The organism is Aquidulcibacter sp., from assembly GCF_044346625.1.
GTDB lineage: Bacteria > Pseudomonadota > Alphaproteobacteria > Caulobacterales > Aquidulcibacteraceae > Aquidulcibacter.
In genome coordinates this window covers 1-20,136 of record NZ_JBIIYV010000027.1, presented here as the reverse complement: position 1 = coordinate 20,136, position 20,136 = coordinate 1, and the positions used below count along the sequence as shown (strand labels likewise).

The following is a 20,136-nucleotide window of genomic DNA, read 5'->3' as shown; positions in this document are numbered from 1 at the left end:
ACTAAGTTTATCCGTAAACAAAGCGGGGTTCGTTGGCACCAGGTGCCGGCACGTCGATCCCGGCATCCAAATAGAGCTTGAGCTTATTGCGCAGGGTACGGATTGAGATGCCGAGGATCTGGGCGGCATGGGTCCGATTGCCATAGCAATGCTTCAGTGTGTCGAGGATCATTTCCTGTTCCACGGCTTCTATGGTGCGCCCAACCAAGTTTGCTGGCGCACTTTGGACTGTTTGCGCCGCCAGAATGGCTTGTCCGGCCGTCGCAAGATGGGGGTTTAGGGCAGAAGCAGTGCCTAAGGCTGACCCATCGGGCAAGCGAATGTCGCCGATCTCAATTTCCGGTCCACCAGACAATAGGACCGCGCGGTGCATGGCGTTCTCTAATTCCCGCACATTGCCGCGCCAAGGATTAGCCTTGATCGCATCCAGCGCAACATTGGAAATGCCCTTTGGCTTTAGGCCATTGGCGGTGGTGTATTTCTTGATGAAATAGGTCGACAAAGCGACCAGATCGCCGGGGCGGTCGCGTAAAGGTGGAATGCACAGATTGACGACATTTAGGCGGTAATACAGGTCCTCTCGGAATTTGCCCGCGCGGACATCCTCTTCCAGATTGCGGTTCGAGGTTGCAAGGATACGGATATTTACGGGGACCGGCTTGGACCCACCAACGCGATCAATCACCCTTTCTTGAATGGCGCGCAAAAGCTTTGCTTGAAGGCGGATATCCATTTCGCTGATTTCGTCGAGCAGAAGGGTGCCGCCGTCGGCCTCTTCAAATTTGCCGATCCGGCGTGCCAAGGCACCGGTGAAGGCACCTTTCTCATGGCCAAAAAGCTCTGATTCCAGCAGGTTATCTGGAATGGCGGCGCAATTGACGCTGATAAAGGCTCTGTCGGTGCGGCGGGAATGCTGGTGCACAAAGCGCGCCATGACCTCTTTGCCAACGCCGCTTTCCCCTGTGATCAGCACACTGGCTTCTGACGGTGCGATCTGCTCGGCCAGCCGGATCACAGCTTTCATGGCGGGGTCATGCGCGATTAGCGGGCGGTTGTCGGCAGTAATGGCGGCAAGGACAGCTGCAATGAGTTCCGGGTCAGGCGGCAATGGCAGGAATTCTTGCGCGCCCTGCCGGATGGCGTTTGCAGCGGTGCGCGGATCGGTGGAGACGCCACAGGCAACAACCGGCACGATGATGTGTTCGGCCTCATTCTGCGCGATCAAGGCAGCGATATCATGGCTGACATCGACCAGAAGCAGGTCTGCCCCTTTGCCATTTCGCAAAGCTGTTGTGGCCTGCGCAATGGTGTCGACCTGGAACACTTTTGCACCGCGATCCATCGCAATCTTCGATGCGACGGCAAGCTGCCCACTCATGTTGCCAACAATCAAAACTCGCATTTTCGGTCTCCTCACGCCGAAGCGTGTTCACTAGTCTCGCGCTTCTGCGCGCATTCGTTTCGGCTCAAGGCTTATGAGTTGGTGTCATTGTCCTTGATGATTTCAGTCATGGTCACACCGAGGCGTTCGTCGACGACGACAAGCTCGCCGCGCGCCACGAGGCGGTTATTTACATAGATATCAATGGCTTCCCCAACGCGGCGATCCAGTTCGATTAAGGAACCACGTGCGAGTTTCAGGAGCGAAGCCACATCCATCGTTGCGCGGCCAAGCACGGCCTTAATGTTCACCGGTACATCAAAGACCGGCGCCAAATCGGTCGCCGTTCGGGTGTATTGCTGCGGCGCTTCGTCCTGCACTGCTTCTGCTGGCAATGAATCAAGCTCCGAGAGGTCGGGCAGATCGTAGGACTCGTTGTTTTCGTCCATTTCAGGCCTCCTCAGGTCTGGGTTATGTCGAGGCTTAAGCCTTCAGCATCTGCTGAGGCGAGCCAGTTTTGAGCGGAAGTTTCGATTGCCGCGAGGGCACCGGCGCGGTCATGCACAATGCGTCCATCACCCCAATCTAAGGTACAGTCGCCGGTCTGGGCGTTTGGGTCCGGCCGCACGGCAATCTCGCCTGTGAAGCCAGCCTCTCGGGCGCAGCCGATCAGACGTTCTTCAATCGTCTCGGCCAATTCTGGCGAGACGCGGACTACTAAACGCGGCGTATCGCGCAAATGGGCAACAGCGGAAGTAACAATCGCCTCTACCCGGTCGGCACCATAGGTATCCAACGCTGCATGGGCGACCGAGCGTGCAGCGGCGAGTGCGACTGCGGTTGCATCATGGCGCAGACTAATGGCCTCAGCATTTAGGCGGCCCAACATCATTTGCATCATGCTAGCGATCGCCCGTAGGGCCTCGCTGGTTGTCCGTTCAACTTTTACAAGTTCAGCCTGCTGTCCCTCGGAAAAGCCTGCGGCATGGGCAGCCGCCACGTCTTCGTCAGTTAAAACTTTGCGGCGGTTCGAGGCGCTCGGCACAGCTGCGCCAGCTTTGGTGAACATCGGCTCGAAGGTATGTTTGGACGATTGAACCATCATGTGCCTCAGTAAATCAATTCGTCATCACGCCCGCCGTCGGCGAGCATGATTTCGCCACGTTGGGCTAAGTCTTTGGCAATCTGGACCATGCCAGACTGCGCGCCTTCCACATCCTTCAGACGCACAGGACCCATTGAGGCCATGTCATCGCGCATGATTTTGGCGGCGCGTTCTGACATATTGCCGAAGAAGAGGTTGCGCAGTTCGTCAGACGCCCCTTTGAGCGCCAAGGCCAATTCCGACTTCTCGACAGCCCGCAGGAGGGTTTGAACGCCGCCGGGATCGAGTTTCTTCAAGTCCTCAAACACGAACATCAAGGAGCGAATGCGCTCGGCTGCTTCGCGGTTGCGCTCTTCCAAGGCACCGATAAAGCGATTTTCCGTAGCACGGTCGAAATTGTTGAAGATTTCGGCCATCAGCTCATGGCTATCGCGCTTTGAGGTCCGCGCCAAATTGCTCATGAATTCATTGCGTAAGGTGATTTCGATTTTCTCCAGAATGTCGCGCTGGATCGGCTCCATGTGCAACATCCGGTTCACGCACTCTAAGGCAAAATCGTCTGGCAGAGCCGACAGCACACGGGCTGCGTGGTCTGCCTTTACCTTTGACAGCACCACAGCCACCGTCTGTGGATATTCGTTCTTCAAATAATTGGCCAAAGTCGTTTCAGCGACATTGCCCAATTTGTCCCACATGGTTCGACCAGCTGGACCGCGGATTTCCTCCATAATCGCTTCCACCTTTTCAGGTGGCAAGATCGAGGACAGCAGGCGTTGGGTCTGTTCATAGGACCCCATGACGGCGCCGGTGTTGGAAATACGCCCAACAAATTCGACCACCAATTCCTCAACAGCATCGGATTGCACATTGCCCAGATTGGACATGGCTTGCGAGATTTCTTTGATTTCTTCTTCGTCGAAAAAGTCCCACAAAGACTTGTGGTCTTCCCCTAAAGCCAAAAGGAAGACGGCCGCTTTTTCTGCGCCTTTCAGTTCACTTGATGATGCAACAGCGGCCATCTATTTGCGCTCCTGCAACCAAGCGCGGATGACGGATACGGTCTGTTCGGGATTGTCTTTAACCATCTCCGAGACCTGTTTCATCGCATTGGCGTTCACCGAACCTTGGATGCGCGCAATGTCGACGCGTTCATCGCCTGTGCCAGCGTCGCCTCCAGGTAAGGCAACCACATTGCCAGCCCCAGCCATCCCAAGAGCTTGACCGGGCAGACCCATCGGCATGCCAGCGGCACCACCGCTCGACGCCTCAAATACGCCCTTCACGAGCGGACGCGCGACAAAGAACAGGAGCGCCGCCGCAACCAAGGTCATAGCCAAGATTTCAGCGCCGCGCATGATGTCATTCTTGTCAAAGGCAAATGCACTGGGTGCTTTTGAACCTGCATCGGATGCGGCTTTAGCAAAGCGCACATTGACCACTTCAATCTTATCGCCACGCTCTGCATTGATGCCGGCAGCAGAGGTAACCAATGCGGCAATCTGTTGCATTTCAGCTTGAGGACGTGCAGCCCATTTTGGTGTTTCGCCCGCTTTTGCAGCTGGGGTAGACACTCCATCGACAGCAACAGCGACAGACAGCCGCATCACCTTGCCTGGGGTGATGACTTCCGTGCGCGTGCTCTTTGAAATCTCGTAATTGACGGTTTCGTCGGTGCGATTGGAGTTAGATTCCTGTCCGCCAGCGGCACCTGGTGTTTGGCCATCGGGCACGTTTTGCGCTTGCGTTACACCTTGATCATTGGCTTTGTCTGCGGCGACTTCTTCGATTGTTCGGGTAGAACGGGGCGCTACCTGATCGGGATTGAAGTTTTCTTCGGTCTTTGTCACTTGGCTGAAGTCCAGATCAGCTGAAACCTGCACGCGCGCGCCACCAGGACCCACAATGCCTTCAACAATCTCTTGCAACCGACGGCGTAGGCGCTCTTCATACTGGCTGGTGCGATCATCCATGGCCGCTGATGAAGCATCTGCGCCAATGCTGGCGCCGGCCAGCAATTCGCCGCGCTCATCTAGAATCGTTACTTTGTCGGGCGAAAGGCCTTGAACGGCGGCAGCTACCAGACTGCGAATTGCATTGATTTGCTTTTCAGACAGAGAGCCGCGCTCTAGCCCGACGACGATCGAAGCGGTTGGAGACTCTGAATTGGTTTGGAACAATGCCTTCTCGGGGAGCACCAAATGAACGCGCGCGGCATTGACGGTATCGAGACTGTCGATTGAGCGCGCTAACTCGCCTTCGAGTGCGCGCAGCTTGTTGACGTTTTGCACAAAGGAGGTGGCACCCAGCGCATCTTGTTTGTCGAAAATCTCATAGCCAATCGAGCCTTGGCCGGGCAGGCCGTCTGCAGCCAACCGCATGCGTGCTTCAGCAACTTTTGAGCGGGGAACGAATATGCTCGATCCATCGGGGGAAAGTTGGAAGTCGACATTGGCGGTTGTCAGGCTTTCGCTGACAGCGGCTGCATCTTTGGCAGACAAATCTGAATAAAGCAGTGAACGTTCTTCTGCGCCGACGCGGAACATGATCGCGAACAGAGCTGCTGCCACCAACGCCGTTACAGCAAAGGCGGCGGCCAGCTTTGCCGGTCCTGCTGACTTCAAAATCGAGATAAATCGTTCCAACGACCCGCTCCGCTTGAAGCGCCAAAACCCGCAGACTTAAAGGGTCTGTCGAGGGTTCGGACGCTCCGTCACCTTGTTTCGCGCTGGGATCAATCAGTCGGTTTTAAGCGATCCGAATCAGACTCAGCACGGTGGCAAAGTGACCGAATAGCCTTGTTGGCTACTCGGTCATTTTTGCCTGCTAGGCAGCTTTTTCCGGGTGTTAGGTAAAAGACACGTTAATTTCGGCGGTTAAGCCTGCAAACTTAACGGTAGTTTTGGATGCGCGTTACACGCAGCCCAGGAAGACCATGGCGGTCCACCTGACGTTGCCAGCCAAGGAATTCCTCAGCTGTAATGCGATAACGCGCGCACGCATCCTCAAAGCTGAGCAGGCCGCCTTTTACAGCAGCAACCACTTCAGCCTTGCGGCGTGCAACCCAACGTTCTGTGTTGGGGGGTGGTAAACTCGACAAAGTAAGAGGTGTACCCTCTGGACCCGTCACCGATAATTCCCGTTGCATGGCGTGCACCATGTGCTCACCTCCATATCTTGTTCTTGAGAAGAAGATACGCCTTTCGATTTAAGGTCGCGCTAAGCGACAGGCTTAATTTTGAGTGATCTCAGACATCAGAATTCTTCGGATTGCCGTAGTTCTGCGTTCAGCTTGTTACCCTTAGCGCTTCATCCGAATGACTTCGTCGAGCATGTCATCAGCTGTTGTGATGATCTTCGAGGAGGCACTGTAGGCGCGCTGAATGATGATCATGGAAGAAAATTCCAGAGCTAAATCAACGCTTGAGGATTCTAGGCTGGACGAGGCAATCACACCGGCTCCGCCAAGACCTGGATCCTTTAGGCTAAAACCGCCTGAATCCGCCGTTGGTCTGTAAACCCCGCCACGGTCTGCGATCAGACCGTCGGGATTAACAAATGTCGCGACGGGGAGTTTATATAATTGCCGTGAAACACCATTGTTGAAGATGGCGGAGACAAAACCTTCCTTGTCGATTTCAACGCCGCTCACATCGCCAAAGAGCGAACCATCGGTGGTAGTTGAGGTGATAGACGTTGGGCTGTCGAATTGGCTGACGCCGCCCTCACCGCTGATTTGTCCGAGGTCGAGCGTGAATGTTTGGGCGGCAAGACCGGTTGAAGTCGCCCATTTTGCTGCACCGGCGGCGGGCGCGCCACCTGCTGCAGCGCCAAGGTTGAAGCCGGCCAACAAACTTGGCGAGGTTGCGGTCGTGTCAAGCTGGCCGCTCGGGGTAAACGCTAATGTGCCCGTCGCAATCTGTCCGTTGACCAAGGGCGCGCCAGTTGTGACGCTGCTCGCTGGTGAAGCATAGATTTCAGTCGTCCACTGATTGGCAGTCGCGCTTTTCAGCAAGGCAACATTGAACGTGCGCAGGCCACCGAGGCTGTCATAGATTTGAAACGACCAATTGGCATCAGGGGTTACACTGCCCGAGGCCATATTGTTGGTCGCCGCATTATAGGTGCCACCGGACACAGCGGTACTGACCGGAGTCGTCGATTTCAGATTGCCATTGATTTTTGCCGTTGTCGAAGGTGTTGCCGTACCGGAAATCGAACTGATGTTGACGGTTTCAAGCAAGCTTAGGTCGCTAGGGCTAGTTGTTACCGTGCCCGTTGGGTCAACGCGCCACCCTTGCAAGAAATAGCCGGCTTGATTGACCAGATTGCCTTCATCATTGGCAGAGAATGTCCCGACCCGTGTGAACGCCACGTCGGTCACAGCGCCACCAGCGGTTTGCAGGGGCGACACAGCAAAGAAGCCTTGTCCCGAGATCGCAAGGTCTGTCACAGTCGCTGTTGTACTCAAATTGCCTTGCGATCGCACCAATTGACGGGTCTGAGCCGAAACCCCGCCCGCATTATAGGTGGAACTCTTGCTTTGTGGGTTGACCAGCCGCGTAAAGTCCGTCCGGTTCCGTTTGAAGGCCGTTGTGTTCACATTGGCGATATTGTCAGAGACAACAGCCATGGCGCTGGAATTTGCGATGAGGGACGAAACGCCCGCCAGCATTGCGTTATTGATCGACATTGAATGCTCCTGATCGTGTTTTTATTGTTAGGAGCATTCTGCCCAACCACTTGTGTCCAGATATTAGGGACGGAGTGTTGATTTTTAGTTGATTTTTTTCTTAATCGCAGGGATTTAAGTCAAAACATCAATTCGCTTGCAGTCCTATCTTAACGATTGACGACAAGGGAAGGGCCGCGCCGCCGATGGTGACCGTTGGCGTATTCCCAGAGAGGTCAACCCCAGTAATGACGCCCTTTTGGCGAACCGTCCCGGTGATCGGACGTTCGTCCGCGCCTTGGGCATTGAGCTCCAAACGATAGGTCCCGGCAGGTGCTGCCTTGCCTGATTGATCCTTGCCATCCCAGGTAAAGGTCTTTTCGCCGGTGGAAGTTTCACCCGGTTTGGTGGCAATGGTCCGGCCTTGCGCGTCCACAATTTTTAACGTCGTGCTGGTTGAAGACCGCGGCAACTCATAGCGCCAGGTGGCTTGGCCACCGCTCGACAGACCAGCCAAAGCAGATGTCGCTGTCGCTTCTTTACCCAGATAAGCCACAGCCGTCGCGCCCGCGCTCAGCTTGGTGGTTTCGGTCAAGGACGACAAAAGATCATTGGTCTTCAACTGTTGTTCCACGCCCGAGAATTGCACCAATTGGTTGGTGAAGTCCTTGGTGTCCAAAGGCGAAAGTGGGTCTTGGTTTTTCAACTGCGCCGTTAGAAGCGTCAAAAAGGTCTCAAAATTATTTGCCAGCGAAGTTTTAGGCGTCGCGGCCGATTTCGCCGCTGTCGCGGAGGCTGCTGTCGAAGCGGCCGTCGTATTGGTCACTGTTGCCATTTTGTGTTCCTTACAACTTAGGCGGTCATGGCGATGCGGGCGCGTTGCCAGCGTTCGACAGGACCAGAGAGATGGGCGGAAAGCGGTACTGTCTGCTCAGGCTTGGCCGCTTCGGATGTTTCATAGCCATCGAGACTGTTCTTAAGGCGTGCGCTTTGCTGCTGATTGGCATCGCGATTTTGCTGCGAGCTGCCTTGATCATTCATTGAGAATGAGAGGCCATTTTCTTCCAGCTCAAGCCCGGCTTCTTGCAAAGCACGCGTCAGATCGCGCGCGGACAAGGCCAAGTCTTTCAGGGCTTCAGGCCGATCCGTACTAACCACGGCTCGCACCTTCTTGTCTGTGCCAACGGTCAAGCGCACATCGACCCGACCCAATTCGGGTGGATCGAGGCGAAGCGTGAATTCCTTCAACCCATTTGAAATCCGGCGCATCATCGCCGCAGCTAGCATCGGGATTGTGTGAGGCTGGACAAGGGTCGGTTTTGGACTTGTGTCCGTCGCCGGAGCACCTGCCCAATCTGTGGTCGTCGAGCTGGCGGCATCCGCTGCACCATTGGCACCAGCCAACATGCCGCCGGCATCGGTTGCAGCAACCTTGGTTTCTTCAGCTTTGGCTGCGGCTTTAGCGAGGTTCGGCACAAGCCCTGCTGTGATCGCGGCGGTTGCTGGTTGTGTCGGGGTAGCAGTTAAAGCCGCATTTGGTGCGCTTTGTAGGCCTGCATCATCGGTCGCAAACAAGCCAGTGCTATTCGCAAGCCAACCTGCAGAGCTGTTTGCTTTAGCACCGCGTGCCTCAGCGGATTGCGCCTCAAGAGACCGTGCTGCACCTGGCCCTTGGGGATCTGCGGCAAGCGCCAAGTCAATGGCGGGACCGGTTTGAGCCGTTGTTGAATTGGTTGGCAGAGGGCTCGACTGAACTGCCTGGCCTATGGCGGGACCGGTTTGAGCCGTTGTTGAATTGGTTGGCAGAGGGCTCGACTGAACTGCCTGGCCTATGGCGGGACCGATTTGAGCCGTTGTTGAATTGGTTGGCAGAGGGCTCGACTGAACTGCCTGGCCTGTCGCAGTAGCAACAAACTGCGCCAATTGACTGTCTTCGGCCACGAGCTTTTGCGTTTGCCCCAAGGCAGCAAGGCCAGCAAATAGACCCTGTGAAGCTGTGGCTTGTGTTTTGATCGCGAGCGCTTGTTCTGTTGCAGTCTGGTCCGCCTTGGACATCACTAAGCCTTCAACGGACTTGGTTGGAAGAGCCAAGCTCGTGTCAGCTTTGAAGGTGGTGCTCGTGGCCTCGGGTCCTGAGGCATCTGAGGTGGCTGCTTCTAATTGGCCGAGCGTGGCGGTCGTGCTTTGAGCCGCAGTTGCTTGAAAGGCGGTGCCTAGCCCTTCCTGCTTTGTCCCAGCCGCGGGAAGGATTGACGACAGTTCGACCGGAGTGATCGCAACAGGAAGTGCTAGCCCTACAAGAGCTGGCGTTGCAGAAATATCCGTGGTCACAAGGGCGTCACTTGTCGATTGATCTGGAGCCAGCTTGATAGCACCTATTGACTCAGCCAAGTCCGGCATAGACTTGGTCGGCTCTTGTGGGGTTGGTGCTTGGACTAGGCCAATCATGGTGTCAGCAAAGCTCAGTCCAGTGGCCTCACCCATGTCATTGATTGGTAGTGCAGACGGCCTCGCGCGCCGCGACGGCGGTGCTTCTGCGATGCTGTCCATCATGCGACCAACCGATTCCATATATTTTAAGCCCCCGCTTCCCAGTTTGTCACACGTCACGCTGCGACTTCGAACAATAGGGGTAGCAAGGGCCGTGCCATGCTCAACTTGGTCTAATAGATTGTTTTAATTTAAATTTACTAACGGTTAATCGAAGTAAATAGTGGTCAAATTAGCCACCTAGCGGCATAGTTTGCCGGGTAGAAGGCCAATCCTGCCGCGCGATCAGAAATCGTTCGTGGCCTGAAGATGATGCGGTTTCTATCCGTCTCAGACGCGTCATTGAGGCTTTAGAAGCCTTTGGCGCGCGGGTTGCAAGTAAAGGCGTGACTACGTGCGTTTGCTAAAGAGGTCGCGGCGATAGAAATGAAGTAAATCACTGATATAAATGATTTATTTCTATAGTTTCTTGAGCGGCTTACTCAGCCGAGGTGCGTGATTGGGCAAAAACTGCTCGGCAAGTCGGCAAAAATGACCGAGTGGCGGGTGGATTGAGGCAGAAATAAAGGCTGAGTTGGAATGTCGCTAAATTCGATCATGAACATCGCTACGAGTGGCCTGTTTGCGAGCCAAAATGCCATTCGCACGGTGACGCAGAACGTCTCCAACGTGAATACGCCGGGCTATGTGCGCCTCGAGCACAATCAGAATGCGCGCGAAGTTGGCGGCAAAGGTCAGGGTGTCGATACCGCATTGGTTACCCGAGCGGCCGACCGCTTTTTGGCAGCAGCTTCGTTGGCTGCTTCCAGCGGCGCGGGCAGTGCGGCGGGTCGCTCCGGCTATCTAGAAAATGTCCAAGCTGCTTTTGGCGATCCAACCAGTGAATCCTCAATCTTCGCCGCGCTGAACCGTGCTTTGGGTGCCTTTGAGACGGGCGTCCTTAACCCCGGTTCAATCTCAGCCCGACGCGGGGCCATTGCCGAGCTGCAAGGCTTCCTCGCTCAGATCAACACCGTCGGCCAAACCATTGAGACGGCGCGGGCTGATGCGGACCAGCGAGTGGCAGACCAGGTGCAGCGGGTGAATACGCTGTTGAAAGATATCTCGGCGGCCAATTCCGACATTATGCGCGCCAATGCTGTCGGCGATCCAACCGGCGCACAGCAGCGCCAAGCCGATATGATCCAGGAATTGTCGCAATATATCGACATTAAAGTGGCTCAGCGCCCAGATGGCTCAACCGAAGTACGCACCAGCAATGGCGTCTTGCTGGCAGGTTTCAACCCAGCCACCTTGAACTTCAAAGCCTCTGGCATTGGTGCAACCTCGTTTGATCGAATTACCATTACCTTCGGAAGCGATCCAACCGAACGGGAATTTGAACCCAGCATTCAAAGCGGGTCGTTACGCGGCCTCTTAGATGTACGCGATCAGGATTTGGCCAAAATTGCTTACGGTTTGGGAGAACTAGCGGGTGGTATTGCCGATGCGCTAAATGCCGCCCACAGCCAGAACGCCACTTTGCCACCTTTGGCGTTGGCAAAAGGTAGCGATACCGGACTTTTGGCTTCCGACAGTCTAAACTTCACCGGCCAAACCAGCATTGGTGTTGTGAATGCCGCAGGCCTTTTGGTCAGCAAGATCGACATCAACTTCAACACCGGCGCGATCAGCGTCAATGGCGTGGCATCGGGAACCACCGGGACAACGATTGGCTCGCTCGTTACGGCGCTCAATACCGCGCTGGGGGCCAATGGCACGGCAAGCTTCACCAATGGGCGGCTACAATTGCAATCGGCCGCACCTGTGCCGGCAACCGCGACCCCCAATGGATTTGTGTTTGATGAGCCTGCAACCGGGGGAAGCCAACGCGGCAATCGTGCATTTGCCCATTTCTTTGGATTGAATGATCTTGTTCAGTCCGGCACGCCGCTCAACTATGCCACGGGCCTAAAAGCCACCGATGCTCACGGCTTTGTCGCTGGCAGCGTCATGAGTTTGCAAGTTGTCGGGCCGACGGGCGGCATTGCAACGACCAAGAATATCACCATTCCTGCTGGCACGATTGGCGACATCATGAACGCCCTGAATGATCCCACGACAGGGATCGGGCTTTATGGTGGGTTCTCACTGGATCCCCAAGGCGTCATGAAGTGGACGCCCGGCACAGGCCAAGGCAATTTGCGTTTGGAGATCACGCAAGACGTCGGTCCACGCGGGGGTACCAGCCACGGCTTTGCTGCGATCTTTGGCGTTGCGTCAAAAACCCGGGAAGCGCGCGCCTTAGGGATTGAGGTCAATCCAGCCATCGTTTCTGATCCCGCAAAAATGGGTCTTGCACGGCCAGACCTTTCCACGGTCGCCATTGGTGCTGTCGCGGTTGGCTTGGCCGATAGCCGCGGCGCGCAGGCCTTGTTTGATGCGTCGCGGGCACCTTTGCCTTTTAGTGACGGGCCAGGCGGCGTCACCCGCTCGATGAAGTTAATGGACTTTGTTTCTTCACTTGGGGGCGATGTCGGACGACTGGCGGCGGAAGCGGCTTCTGACAAACAAACCGCTGACGGCTTTAAGGCCGAGGCTGATGCCCGCCGAGCCAGCGTCGAAGGCGTCAATCTCGACGAGGAATTGGTCAAGCTGACCAGTTTCCAACAAGCCTATTCCGCTGCCGCCCGCATGATCCGGGCAGTTGATGAAATGTACCAAACTTTGCTGCAGGCCGTTTAAGGCCAACCAAAACTGAAGAAACACAGGTGGAGCAACCCTCATGAATCGCGTCGCAACCTATAATCAGTTCTTCGGCAGTGCAGCTGGTATTGCCTTGGGTCAAGCCAATATGGCGAAGGCGCAAGAGCAGGCCTCGACGCAAAAGGTCGCCGGAGACTTGCAAGGGTTTGGCATTGAGGCCGGGCGTCTTTTGTCTGCTAAAACCTATGCCGAACGTTTGGATCGTCGGGCCGAGACCCTCAAGGCGCTGGAAGCCCGCGCAGATGTCGAAGCCACGGCCCTAGATAGCGCACAAGCCGCAGTCCAGCAGGCCCGTGATGGCTTGGCTAATGCCGCAGCCAACCAAAATGGTGCTGGCTTGAAGGCAGCCCTTGAGCAAGCCCTCAGCATCATCGATACAGCCGCCAACGCTCAATATAATGGCGAGGCTATTTTTGGCGGCGAGTGGGGCTATGGCGAGCCGTTTGTGCCCGCCAGCCTCGATACTTTGGCCGCGCAACCCAATACTGATGCCAATTGGGTGGATACCGGACGCAATCGCACGGTGATGATCGAAGATAATCGCTCGATCGAATTGAGCCGCAATGCAGAAGATTTGTTCCGGCCCTTCGTCGACCTTTTGCGTTCGATCCGCGTCTGGGAAAATGCTAATGGTCCGCTCACCGGGAAACTCACCACCGCGCAGCTGACCTATGTCCAAGGCCTCATTCCCCAGATGGCAGCGGTGCAAACTAATTTGATCGACAAATCGGCTGAGGCCGGCAGCACTGCGAAGCAAATTGAGATGGCTGTGACCACCAATGATGCCAAGCGCGATACCTTATTGGCCACAATTGGCGATCAGGAAAATGTTGATCTGGCCGAAGTGGCGGCCCGCCTATCTGCTGCGCAAACCCAGTATCAGGCCTCGGCTGCGATCTTTGGGCAGCTAAAGGATCTGAACCTGCTGCAATATCTGCGATAAGCTGCTAAAGCCCTGCCATCGCTACAGGCCTTGAACCTGTGGGGAAGGAGAGAGCATGTCGCTAGAAACACTTGTGGTGCGCGCCGACGCGGGCCTTTCGACCATTCCAGATATTGATTTGGGCTTTGATAAGCCGCGTGCACAAACTCGGGTCGTGGTTGCGATGTCTGGTGGCGTAGACTCCTCGGTTGTCGCGGCTTTGGTCCAAGCGGCAGGCTATGAGACCATCGGCATCACCCTTCAGCTCTATGACCATGGGGCCGCGCTGAAGAAGCAGGGCGCTTGTTGTGCTGGGCAAGACATACACGATGCGCGCCGGGTCGCCGATCAGATCGGGATTGCCCATTATGTGCTGGATTACGAAAGCCGCTTTAAAGAAGCGGTGATCGACAATTTTGCCGATACCTATCTCGCCGGCTTTACCCCTATCCCTTGCGTTCGCTGCAACCAAAGTGTGAAGTTCAAAGACTTATTGGAAACAGCGCGCGATCTTGGTGCGGATTGCTTGGTGACCGGTCATTATGTTGGCCGCGTTGATGGGCCAGAAGGTGCAGAAATGCGCCGCGCAGCCGATGCTGCGCGCGACCAATCTTATTTTCTGTTCGCGACGACCCGCGCGCAATTGGGCTTCTTGCGGTTTCCTTTGGCAGGCCTTCCCAAGCCTGCCGTGCGCGACATTGCAGTGGCACTGAACCTACCCGTTGCGATCAAGCCTGACAGCCAAGACATTTGCTTTGTTCCCAATGGCAAATATGCAGACGTAGTGGCCAAGCTGCGCCCCGGTGCGGCGGAACCGGGTGAGATCTTGCATGTGGATGGACGCGTGCTGGGCACCCACGACGGTGTGATCCACTTCACGGTGGGTCAAAGACGCGGCCTTGGCGTTGCGACGGGCGAGCCTTTGTTTGTGGTCAAACTCGACGCAGCCGCCAAGCAAGTGATCGTCGGCCCGAAAGAATGCTTAGCAATTACCCATATCACGCTTACGGACGTGAATTGGATCGGCGAACAGGTCGCAGGTGAAGATGCGCTTGATGGACGGCGTGTATTAGCGCGTGTCCGCTCGACCCGTCCGCCAGTTCCTGGAACCTTGCAGATCGGGGCAGGGTGGTCAGTTGTCTTGGATGCACCAGAAGAAGGTGTGGCACCAGGGCAGGCTTGTGTATTCTATGATCCTCTCGATGCGGGTGACCGGGTGCTAGGTGGTGGGTGGATTGCAGCGACCGCCCTGCGCGGCGAAGGCTTGGCGCTGTAGCCCTTGGCCGCAGTCTGGGTTAAATCGGGACATGCCCACACTTCATCAGCCCAAGAAAATAAACTTTGTGCCACCTATTTTGCGGCGTAGGTTCATTGTGCCGGACAATCCCCGCGAATTAGGAACTTTGGTTGCCATTATTGGCCTCGCGATTTCTTTGATCTCCGCGGGACCCACACTCTCGGATTTAAGCCAGTGGGCGGGTAAGCGGCAAACCGAAGCCAAGCTGGTTGCCACCGTGCCTTTTCGGGCCAATCTCGAAAGTCGCCTTGTGGGCGTTTATTTGTTTGACGATGAAAATAAGCTGCAAGTCGCGGTGCGCGGTCACCGCGTTTATCTCAACAAGGCTGCGGTGGCACCAAAGGCCTTGGTTGTGTGGCGGGCGGGCCGTTCTGACAAAGCCAAGACCCTGTTCCAATATCTCGACTACCTCTTAGGCTTGCCGATTGGCCTTGGCATTTTGGCTTGGGGCCTGTCCATTCGTGTTAAGCGACCCGATCCATTTGAAGAGGCGATGGCTAATCGATCAGATAAGGACGGTTCTGCTTCATGAATTATCGTCACGCCTTTCATGCCGGTAATTTCGCCGATGTATGGAAGCATTTAGCCCTTGTTTTGAGCATCGATCATTTGCGGCTGAAAGAAGCCCCGTTCCGCATCTTGGATGTGTTTGCGGGCATTGGCACCTATGACCTCTCGAGCGACGAGGCCGCACGCAGCCCTGAGTGGCAAGATGGCATCGCTCGTTTATGGGCGGCCGAAGACCCACCTGCGCCGGTTAAGCGTTATCTCGAGCTTGTCGCAGCAGCGGGCGATGGCCCCAATACCTATCCCGGGTCCCCTGCGTTGATTGCAGAAATGCTGCGCTATCAGGACAAAGCTTTGTTCTGTGAGCTGCACCCGGTTGATTTTGAGATCTTGGCTGGAAGGTTTGAGCGCGCCCGCGGCATTAAGGTTGAGCGCCGCGATGCGTGGGAGGCGGTGCGTGCCCATTTACCACCGATTGAACGCCGTGGACTGGTGCTCATTGATCCGCCGTTTGAGCGTCCAGGCGAATTTGAGCGTTTGGTCGAAGCTCTGCAGGACGGCCTCAGCCGCTGGGCAACCGGGACCTACATCCTGTGGCATGCCGACAAGGATCACTATGTCACAGGTGAATATCGTCGCGCTTTGGCCGAGACTGAGGCGCGTCTGTTAGCCGCCGATTTGCAGGTTTGCGCGCCCCATGAAGGCCAAGGTTTGGTCAGTGCCGGGGTGACAATTGCCAACCCGCCATTTGGCTTGGAAGAAGCTTTGGCCGAGGCGGGGAACTATCTAGCGTCACTTTTTGCACGCGGAAGCGGCGCAAAGGCTGAAATAGCGCGCATTTCTGGCCGTTGGTGAGGTTGCTTCTCGTCTCACACTCGCGCATAAGGCGATAGCAGGTTCGTTTTTAACAAACTGAAATGACCGCACCGGCCCCGCTACTGGTCGCACACGCCCCATTCATTGCGTGCAAGACCAGAATAGCTTCGGCTTTGTGCTGGTCTGTCTCAGTCGAGATGGCCCTGTGGCGGCGCAACCCTGCTCCGTCGGTTCCCGGGGAATTACATGCGTTTCGACGACGACGACGAAGATACCAAGCCAGGCGACAAGAAGAAGAAGCCACGTGAACGCGCACGTGGCATGGAAGAACCTTCATTCGACGCACCATCACCTTCATTTAATGACCGTCCACCACGCCGTGATTTTGGTGGTGGCGGTGGCTTCGGCGGCGGTGGCGGCGGAGGCGGCGGTTTTGGCGACCGCCCACCGCGCCAATATGGCGACCGTCCACAAGGTGGCGGCGGCTTTGGTGACCGTCCACCGCGTCAATTCGGTGACCGTCCGCAAGGTGGCGGTGGCTTTGGCGACCGTCCGCCGCGTCAGTATGGCGACCGTCCGCAAGGCGGCGGTGGCTTTGGCGACCGTCCACCCCGTCAATATGGCGACCGTCCGCAAGGTGGCGGTGGCTTTGGTGACCGTCCACCACGTCAATTCGGTGACCGTCCGCAAGGCGGCGGCGGCTTTGGCGACCGTCCACCCCGACAATATGGCGACCGCCCACAAGGCGGCGGTGGATTTGGCGACCGTCCACCGCGTCAATATGGCGACCGTCCGCAAGGCGGCGGTGGCTTTGGTGACCGTCCTCCACGCCGTGACTTTGGCGGCGGCGGTGGCGGCGACCGTGGTCCTCGCAACTTCGAGGATCGTGCCCCGCGCGAGCCATTGGAAAACCATGAAGGCACTGTGAAGTTCTTCAATGCTGAGCGTGGCTTTGGCTTCATCACCCCTGATGGTGGTGGCGCAGATGTGTTTGTGCACATTTCAGCGGTTCAGCGTTCGGGCTTTGAGGTCTTGGAACCAGATCAGCGCTTGGCTTTCCAAACCTTGCCTGACCGCTTTGGCAAAGGCCCGAAAGCAATCAATCTGTCCTTATTGGATGGCTCTGCTTCAGCAGCGGCTCCAGCGCGTGATTCCGCACCAAGTGGTGACGATGATCAGCCAGATTTGGGCGATTACAATCCAGAATAAGACGTCGGTCGGGGCTGAAACAGTCCCGACTACTTGCTCTCACTAACGCGATAGCGCCGCCCTTGGACTTTGATCTGGGGCGGCGTTTTTGTGCGTTCAAAGGCCCGCCAAGCTGGCTCAAGGTCACGCCAAAAGCTTGCCTTTGGCCCTTGGCCTATTTGCAGCATCCGAAACGACGTCATTTGAAACGGAAAAATATGGAACGGGATGGATGCCTGCCCGTTGACCAGCGCGGAATAGGCGATTGTATAGACTTCTTCCATATCTTGATCGGTTAGCCCGTAATGTCGCCCCGAGGCGCAGCCTGCCTGCAGCAAACTGGCCGCGCCGCGCCAGCCACGCCCGCGATCATAAGCGTTTGGCCAATTAAGGTTGATCCCTAGATAGCCGACCCCCTGTGGCCGCATTTGAGAAGCGGTAACGGCATAGAAGCCTTCGGGCTGGCCCGTTGATGTATTCTGGCGCGGCCCTAACGCTCCGTCCTTGCTGCAGATTTTAAAGTTGCGCAGTCGGTTATAGGAACCAGACGGTGCCTTCACCCAGACTTCTAGTCGGTCTTGCTCTCGGATTAAGCGAAAATAGACTGGGGCACCCAAGGTTAAGCCGAGGTCTGAATAAGCAAAAGCCAAACGTTGGCGGGTGCGTTCAATCGCAGCGGCGCCGACTGAGGTAACAGCCACGCGCACGCGCGCGCTCGCCTGAGCCTTTGGTTCGGCACTGACGGCTTCAGTCCCTGTTGTCGCTACCAGCAATACACTCGCGACCGCTGCCAGTATGTGGCGGCGAAAGTGTGCCTTTGGCAACGCAGAGACCATGGTGGTTCCTTAACTCATAAATCGTTTTGGTGCGGCTGCTGGTGCAGCGATCTAAACCAGATCGGGCTATAGGCCCACGACCGTTAAAGCGATATAAAACCCCGATGCAACCACTCATGAACCTGATTACTGATGTGCCCGGCTTAAAAATTGGCCAAGCCGAAGATGTGGCCGCCTTAACGGGGGTCACAGTCCTCCACCCCGATGTTGCCGCCGTGTGTGGCGTCGATGTGCGCGGCGGTGGACCCGGCACGCGGGAAAGCGACGCGTTAGCTCCTGAGAACCTTGTTGATGCGATAGACGCCCTGGTCCTGTCAGGGGGCTCGGTGTATGGCCTTGCTGCTGCAGATGGCGTGGCAAGCGTTTTAGGCGCGCGTGGGCGTGGTTTTGGGTTAATTGACCTGCCAGGTGTGCCGCGGTCACCGGTTGTGCCGGCAGCCATTCTCTACGACTTGGCCAATGGCGGTAACAAAGGCTGGGGCCAAGAGCCGCCGTACCGGGCACTTGGCGCACGCGCGCTGGAGGCAGTCTCAGACCGCTTTGAACTTGGGGCCCATGGCGCTGGCATTGGCGCACGGGCAGGGCAGTTGCGCGGTGGTGTCGGCTCTGCCAGTCAACGTACGGCTGATGGTATCCATGTCGGGGCGATTGTTGCGGTCAATTGCTTTGGCAGTGTCATCATGCCCGGCAGTGACGCCTTTTGGGCTTGGCCGTTGGAACAAAATGGTGAAGCCGGTGGCATTCGCCCAGACCCCACACTGATGGTCGATGGCGACGATTGGGGGCCTGCCAAGGCTAATCCCGCCGCGATGGGCCGCACCAACACCACCATCGCCTGTGTGGCAACCGATGTGGTGCTGACGCCCGCCCAAGCTAAGCGCGTTGCCCAAATGGCAAGCGCCGGCCTTGCCCGCGCGATCCGACCAATTTTTGCCCCGTTTGACGGCGATGTCGTGTTTGCTATGTCGACGGCTCAGCAAAGTTTGGCCGAGCCAACCCATTTCAATATCGCCCGAATTGGCGCTCTGGCTGCGGATTGTTTGGCTCGGGCTGTCATGCGTGGCGTCTATGCAGCCAAAGACGCTTGATCTTCGCCTCCGCGCCGTCTAATGACGCCGCCTCAGCGCGCCCGTAGCTCAGCTGGATAGAGCATCAGACTACGAATCTGAGGGTCGGGCGTTCGAATCGCTCCGGGCGCGCCATTAAATCAATCACTTAGCTGGATCCAAGCCAAACCCCACTGGGGTCTGCTACCAATTTGCTACCAAATGCCAAAAACCTAACGGAATGATCTGGAACGACTTTTTTCTGCAGTGGTAGCAGCAGTGACCACCAGATTATTGGTAGCAAACGGGCATTTTGGCGCTTTCTGGGGGTTTCCAACGCATTCTGATCGTTGCAATTCGTTTCGATGGCTGTGCAATGCGCCTTCACTAATAACGCAAACGGCACTTTCCTTTAATAACGCCTTGCGCTGTTAACGCGTGCGTGAATAGCCTAGCTTCTTATTATTCGGCATCCGTCATCAATCTGAGCTTTGACTAATGACTCATTGCTTCAACTTGCGCGTGAACTGGCGGCTCGGATTCTAATCAAACTTGATCGCGGCCATTGACCTTTTGAAATGCGTCCAAGGCTGGCGGTCAAGGGGCATAGTCGGCTTGCCGATCACGCTAATTTCGATCAACGCGCAACTTCGATCCTTGCGGATCGAAACGCGCTAAGGCGTGACCCCTTGAGGGCCAGATTGGAGGCTATAAAATCACTCAACAGCTTCAGGGCAAGCAAAGCGCCGCATTGAAGCTGTTCCTAGGCCTCCTAGAGAGTGACTGTTGTTTGCACCATTTGTGTCGTGGATTTGCGAACTAACTTGGTCAGCTTTGCGCCACGGGTTGCCATTTGGGGTGAGTTGACGGTTGCTCGAAAGCGGACATTTATAAGGTCAGCTTGTAGGGTGCGGTCCGACAGGACTGCACCACCTCAGGATTGAGGTCTTGGATTCGGTTCTTTTAACTTAGACAGCCTTTGCCACAGGCTCTGCCTAGGCAAAGGCTTATACCAAGCTGCATTGATCATAACCCATGTGCCCATTTGCGCCGACCAATGGTCATGATGTGCCATGGCTGATCGATGAGCTTGTTCCATGCCTCGCAGCAATGGTCGACGATGTTATCGTAGGA

The 20,136-nt window shown here is 56.2% G+C and carries 17 protein-coding genes and 1 tRNA gene; 8 read left to right on the top strand and 10 right to left on the bottom strand.

Annotation, left to right across the window (positions count from 1 at the left end; translation table 11 throughout):
• Positions 1–7: 7 nt before the first annotated feature.
• The 9 genes from ACIQ20_RS08625 to ACIQ20_RS08585 form a co-directional block, all read right to left on the bottom strand.
• A complete protein-coding gene (locus ACIQ20_RS08625) occupies positions 8–1,402 on the bottom strand; it encodes a sigma-54-dependent transcriptional regulator (protein WP_395779363.1) in 1,395 nt (464 codons plus the stop codon).
• Positions 1,403–1,473: 71 nt separating this feature from the next.
• Entirely contained in the window at positions 1,474–1,830 is a 357-nt protein-coding gene (gene fliN / locus ACIQ20_RS08620; RefSeq protein ID WP_395779361.1) for a flagellar motor switch protein FliN, read from the bottom strand.
• Between the two features lie 11 nt (positions 1,831–1,841).
• Positions 1,842–2,486 carry a hypothetical protein gene (locus tag ACIQ20_RS08615; protein ID WP_395779359.1) on the bottom strand — a complete coding sequence of 215 codons (645 nt, stop codon included), beginning with the start codon at positions 2,484–2,486 and terminating at the stop codon, positions 1,842–1,844.
• A gap of 5 nt (positions 2,487–2,491) precedes the next feature.
• Positions 2,492–3,505 carry a flagellar motor switch protein FliG gene (fliG, locus tag ACIQ20_RS08610; protein ID WP_395779357.1) on the bottom strand — a complete coding sequence of 338 codons (1,014 nt, stop codon included), beginning with the start codon at positions 3,503–3,505 and terminating at the stop codon, positions 2,492–2,494.
• Positions 3,506–5,128 carry a flagellar basal-body MS-ring/collar protein FliF gene (gene fliF / locus ACIQ20_RS08605; RefSeq protein ID WP_395779355.1) on the bottom strand — a complete coding sequence of 541 codons (1,623 nt, stop codon included), beginning with the start codon at positions 5,126–5,128 and terminating at the stop codon, positions 3,506–3,508.
• A gap of 245 nt (positions 5,129–5,373) precedes the next feature.
• Positions 5,374–5,643 (bottom strand): DUF1153 domain-containing protein, encoded by a 270-nt coding sequence (locus ACIQ20_RS08600; protein ID WP_085338159.1) that lies wholly within the window; start codon positions 5,641–5,643, stop codon positions 5,374–5,376.
• Between the two features lie 141 nt (positions 5,644–5,784).
• On the bottom strand, positions 5,785–7,176 hold the full coding sequence (locus tag ACIQ20_RS08595; RefSeq protein WP_395779353.1) for a flagellar hook protein FlgE: 1,392 nt from the start codon (positions 7,174–7,176) through the stop codon (positions 5,785–5,787).
• A gap of 127 nt (positions 7,177–7,303) precedes the next feature.
• A complete protein-coding gene (locus ACIQ20_RS08590) occupies positions 7,304–7,990 on the bottom strand; it encodes a flagellar hook assembly protein FlgD (protein WP_395779351.1) in 687 nt (228 codons plus the stop codon).
• Between the two features lie 17 nt (positions 7,991–8,007).
• Positions 8,008–9,708, bottom strand: coding sequence for a flagellar hook-length control protein FliK (locus tag ACIQ20_RS08585; protein ID WP_395779349.1), 1,701 nt, complete (start codon positions 9,706–9,708; stop codon positions 8,008–8,010).
• A gap of 516 nt (positions 9,709–10,224) precedes the next feature.
• Between ACIQ20_RS08585 and flgK the strand changes: the two genes are divergently transcribed.
• From flgK to ACIQ20_RS08555, 6 genes are all read left to right on the top strand, one after another.
• A complete protein-coding gene (flgK, locus tag ACIQ20_RS08580) occupies positions 10,225–12,369 on the top strand; it encodes a flagellar hook-associated protein FlgK (protein ID WP_395779347.1) in 2,145 nt (714 codons plus the stop codon).
• Positions 12,370–12,409: 40 nt separating this feature from the next.
• The gene (locus ACIQ20_RS08575; RefSeq protein ID WP_395779345.1) at positions 12,410–13,333 is read left to right on the top strand and encodes a flagellin; all 924 of its coding nucleotides are present in this window, start codon (positions 12,410–12,412) and stop codon (positions 13,331–13,333) included.
• A gap of 55 nt (positions 13,334–13,388) precedes the next feature.
• On the top strand, positions 13,389–14,588 hold the full coding sequence (mnmA, locus tag ACIQ20_RS08570; protein ID WP_395779343.1) for a tRNA 2-thiouridine(34) synthase MnmA: 1,200 nt from the start codon (positions 13,389–13,391) through the stop codon (positions 14,586–14,588).
• Between the two features lie 31 nt (positions 14,589–14,619).
• Complete coding sequence (locus ACIQ20_RS08565; RefSeq protein ID WP_395779341.1) at positions 14,620–15,141, top strand: hypothetical protein; 522 nt, start codon at positions 14,620–14,622, stop codon at positions 15,139–15,141.
• On the top strand, positions 15,138–15,971 hold the full coding sequence (locus ACIQ20_RS08560; protein ID WP_395779339.1) for a 23S rRNA (adenine(2030)-N(6))-methyltransferase RlmJ: 834 nt from the start codon (positions 15,138–15,140) through the stop codon (positions 15,969–15,971). Before ACIQ20_RS08565 ends, ACIQ20_RS08560 begins: the two co-directional genes overlap by 4 nt.
• A 207-nt stretch (positions 15,972–16,178) precedes the next feature.
• Positions 16,179–17,141, top strand: a complete 963-nt coding sequence (locus ACIQ20_RS08555) for a cold shock domain-containing protein (protein WP_395779337.1) — start codon at positions 16,179–16,181, stop codon at positions 17,139–17,141.
• Between the two features lie 29 nt (positions 17,142–17,170).
• On the opposite strand, the gene ACIQ20_RS08550 is transcribed toward ACIQ20_RS08555, so the two are convergent.
• On the bottom strand, positions 17,171–17,956 hold the full coding sequence (locus tag ACIQ20_RS08550) for a hypothetical protein (protein WP_395779335.1): 786 nt from the start codon (positions 17,954–17,956) through the stop codon (positions 17,171–17,173).
• A gap of 116 nt (positions 17,957–18,072) precedes the next feature.
• Here ACIQ20_RS08550 and ACIQ20_RS08545 point away from each other — a divergent pair, with 116 nt between their 5' ends.
• A complete protein-coding gene (locus ACIQ20_RS08545; RefSeq protein ID WP_395779333.1) occupies positions 18,073–19,044 on the top strand; it encodes a P1 family peptidase in 972 nt (323 codons plus the stop codon).
• Positions 19,045–19,081: 37 nt separating this feature from the next.
• Positions 19,082–19,158, top strand: a tRNA-Arg gene (locus ACIQ20_RS08540).
• Positions 19,159–20,136 lie beyond the last annotated feature (978 nt).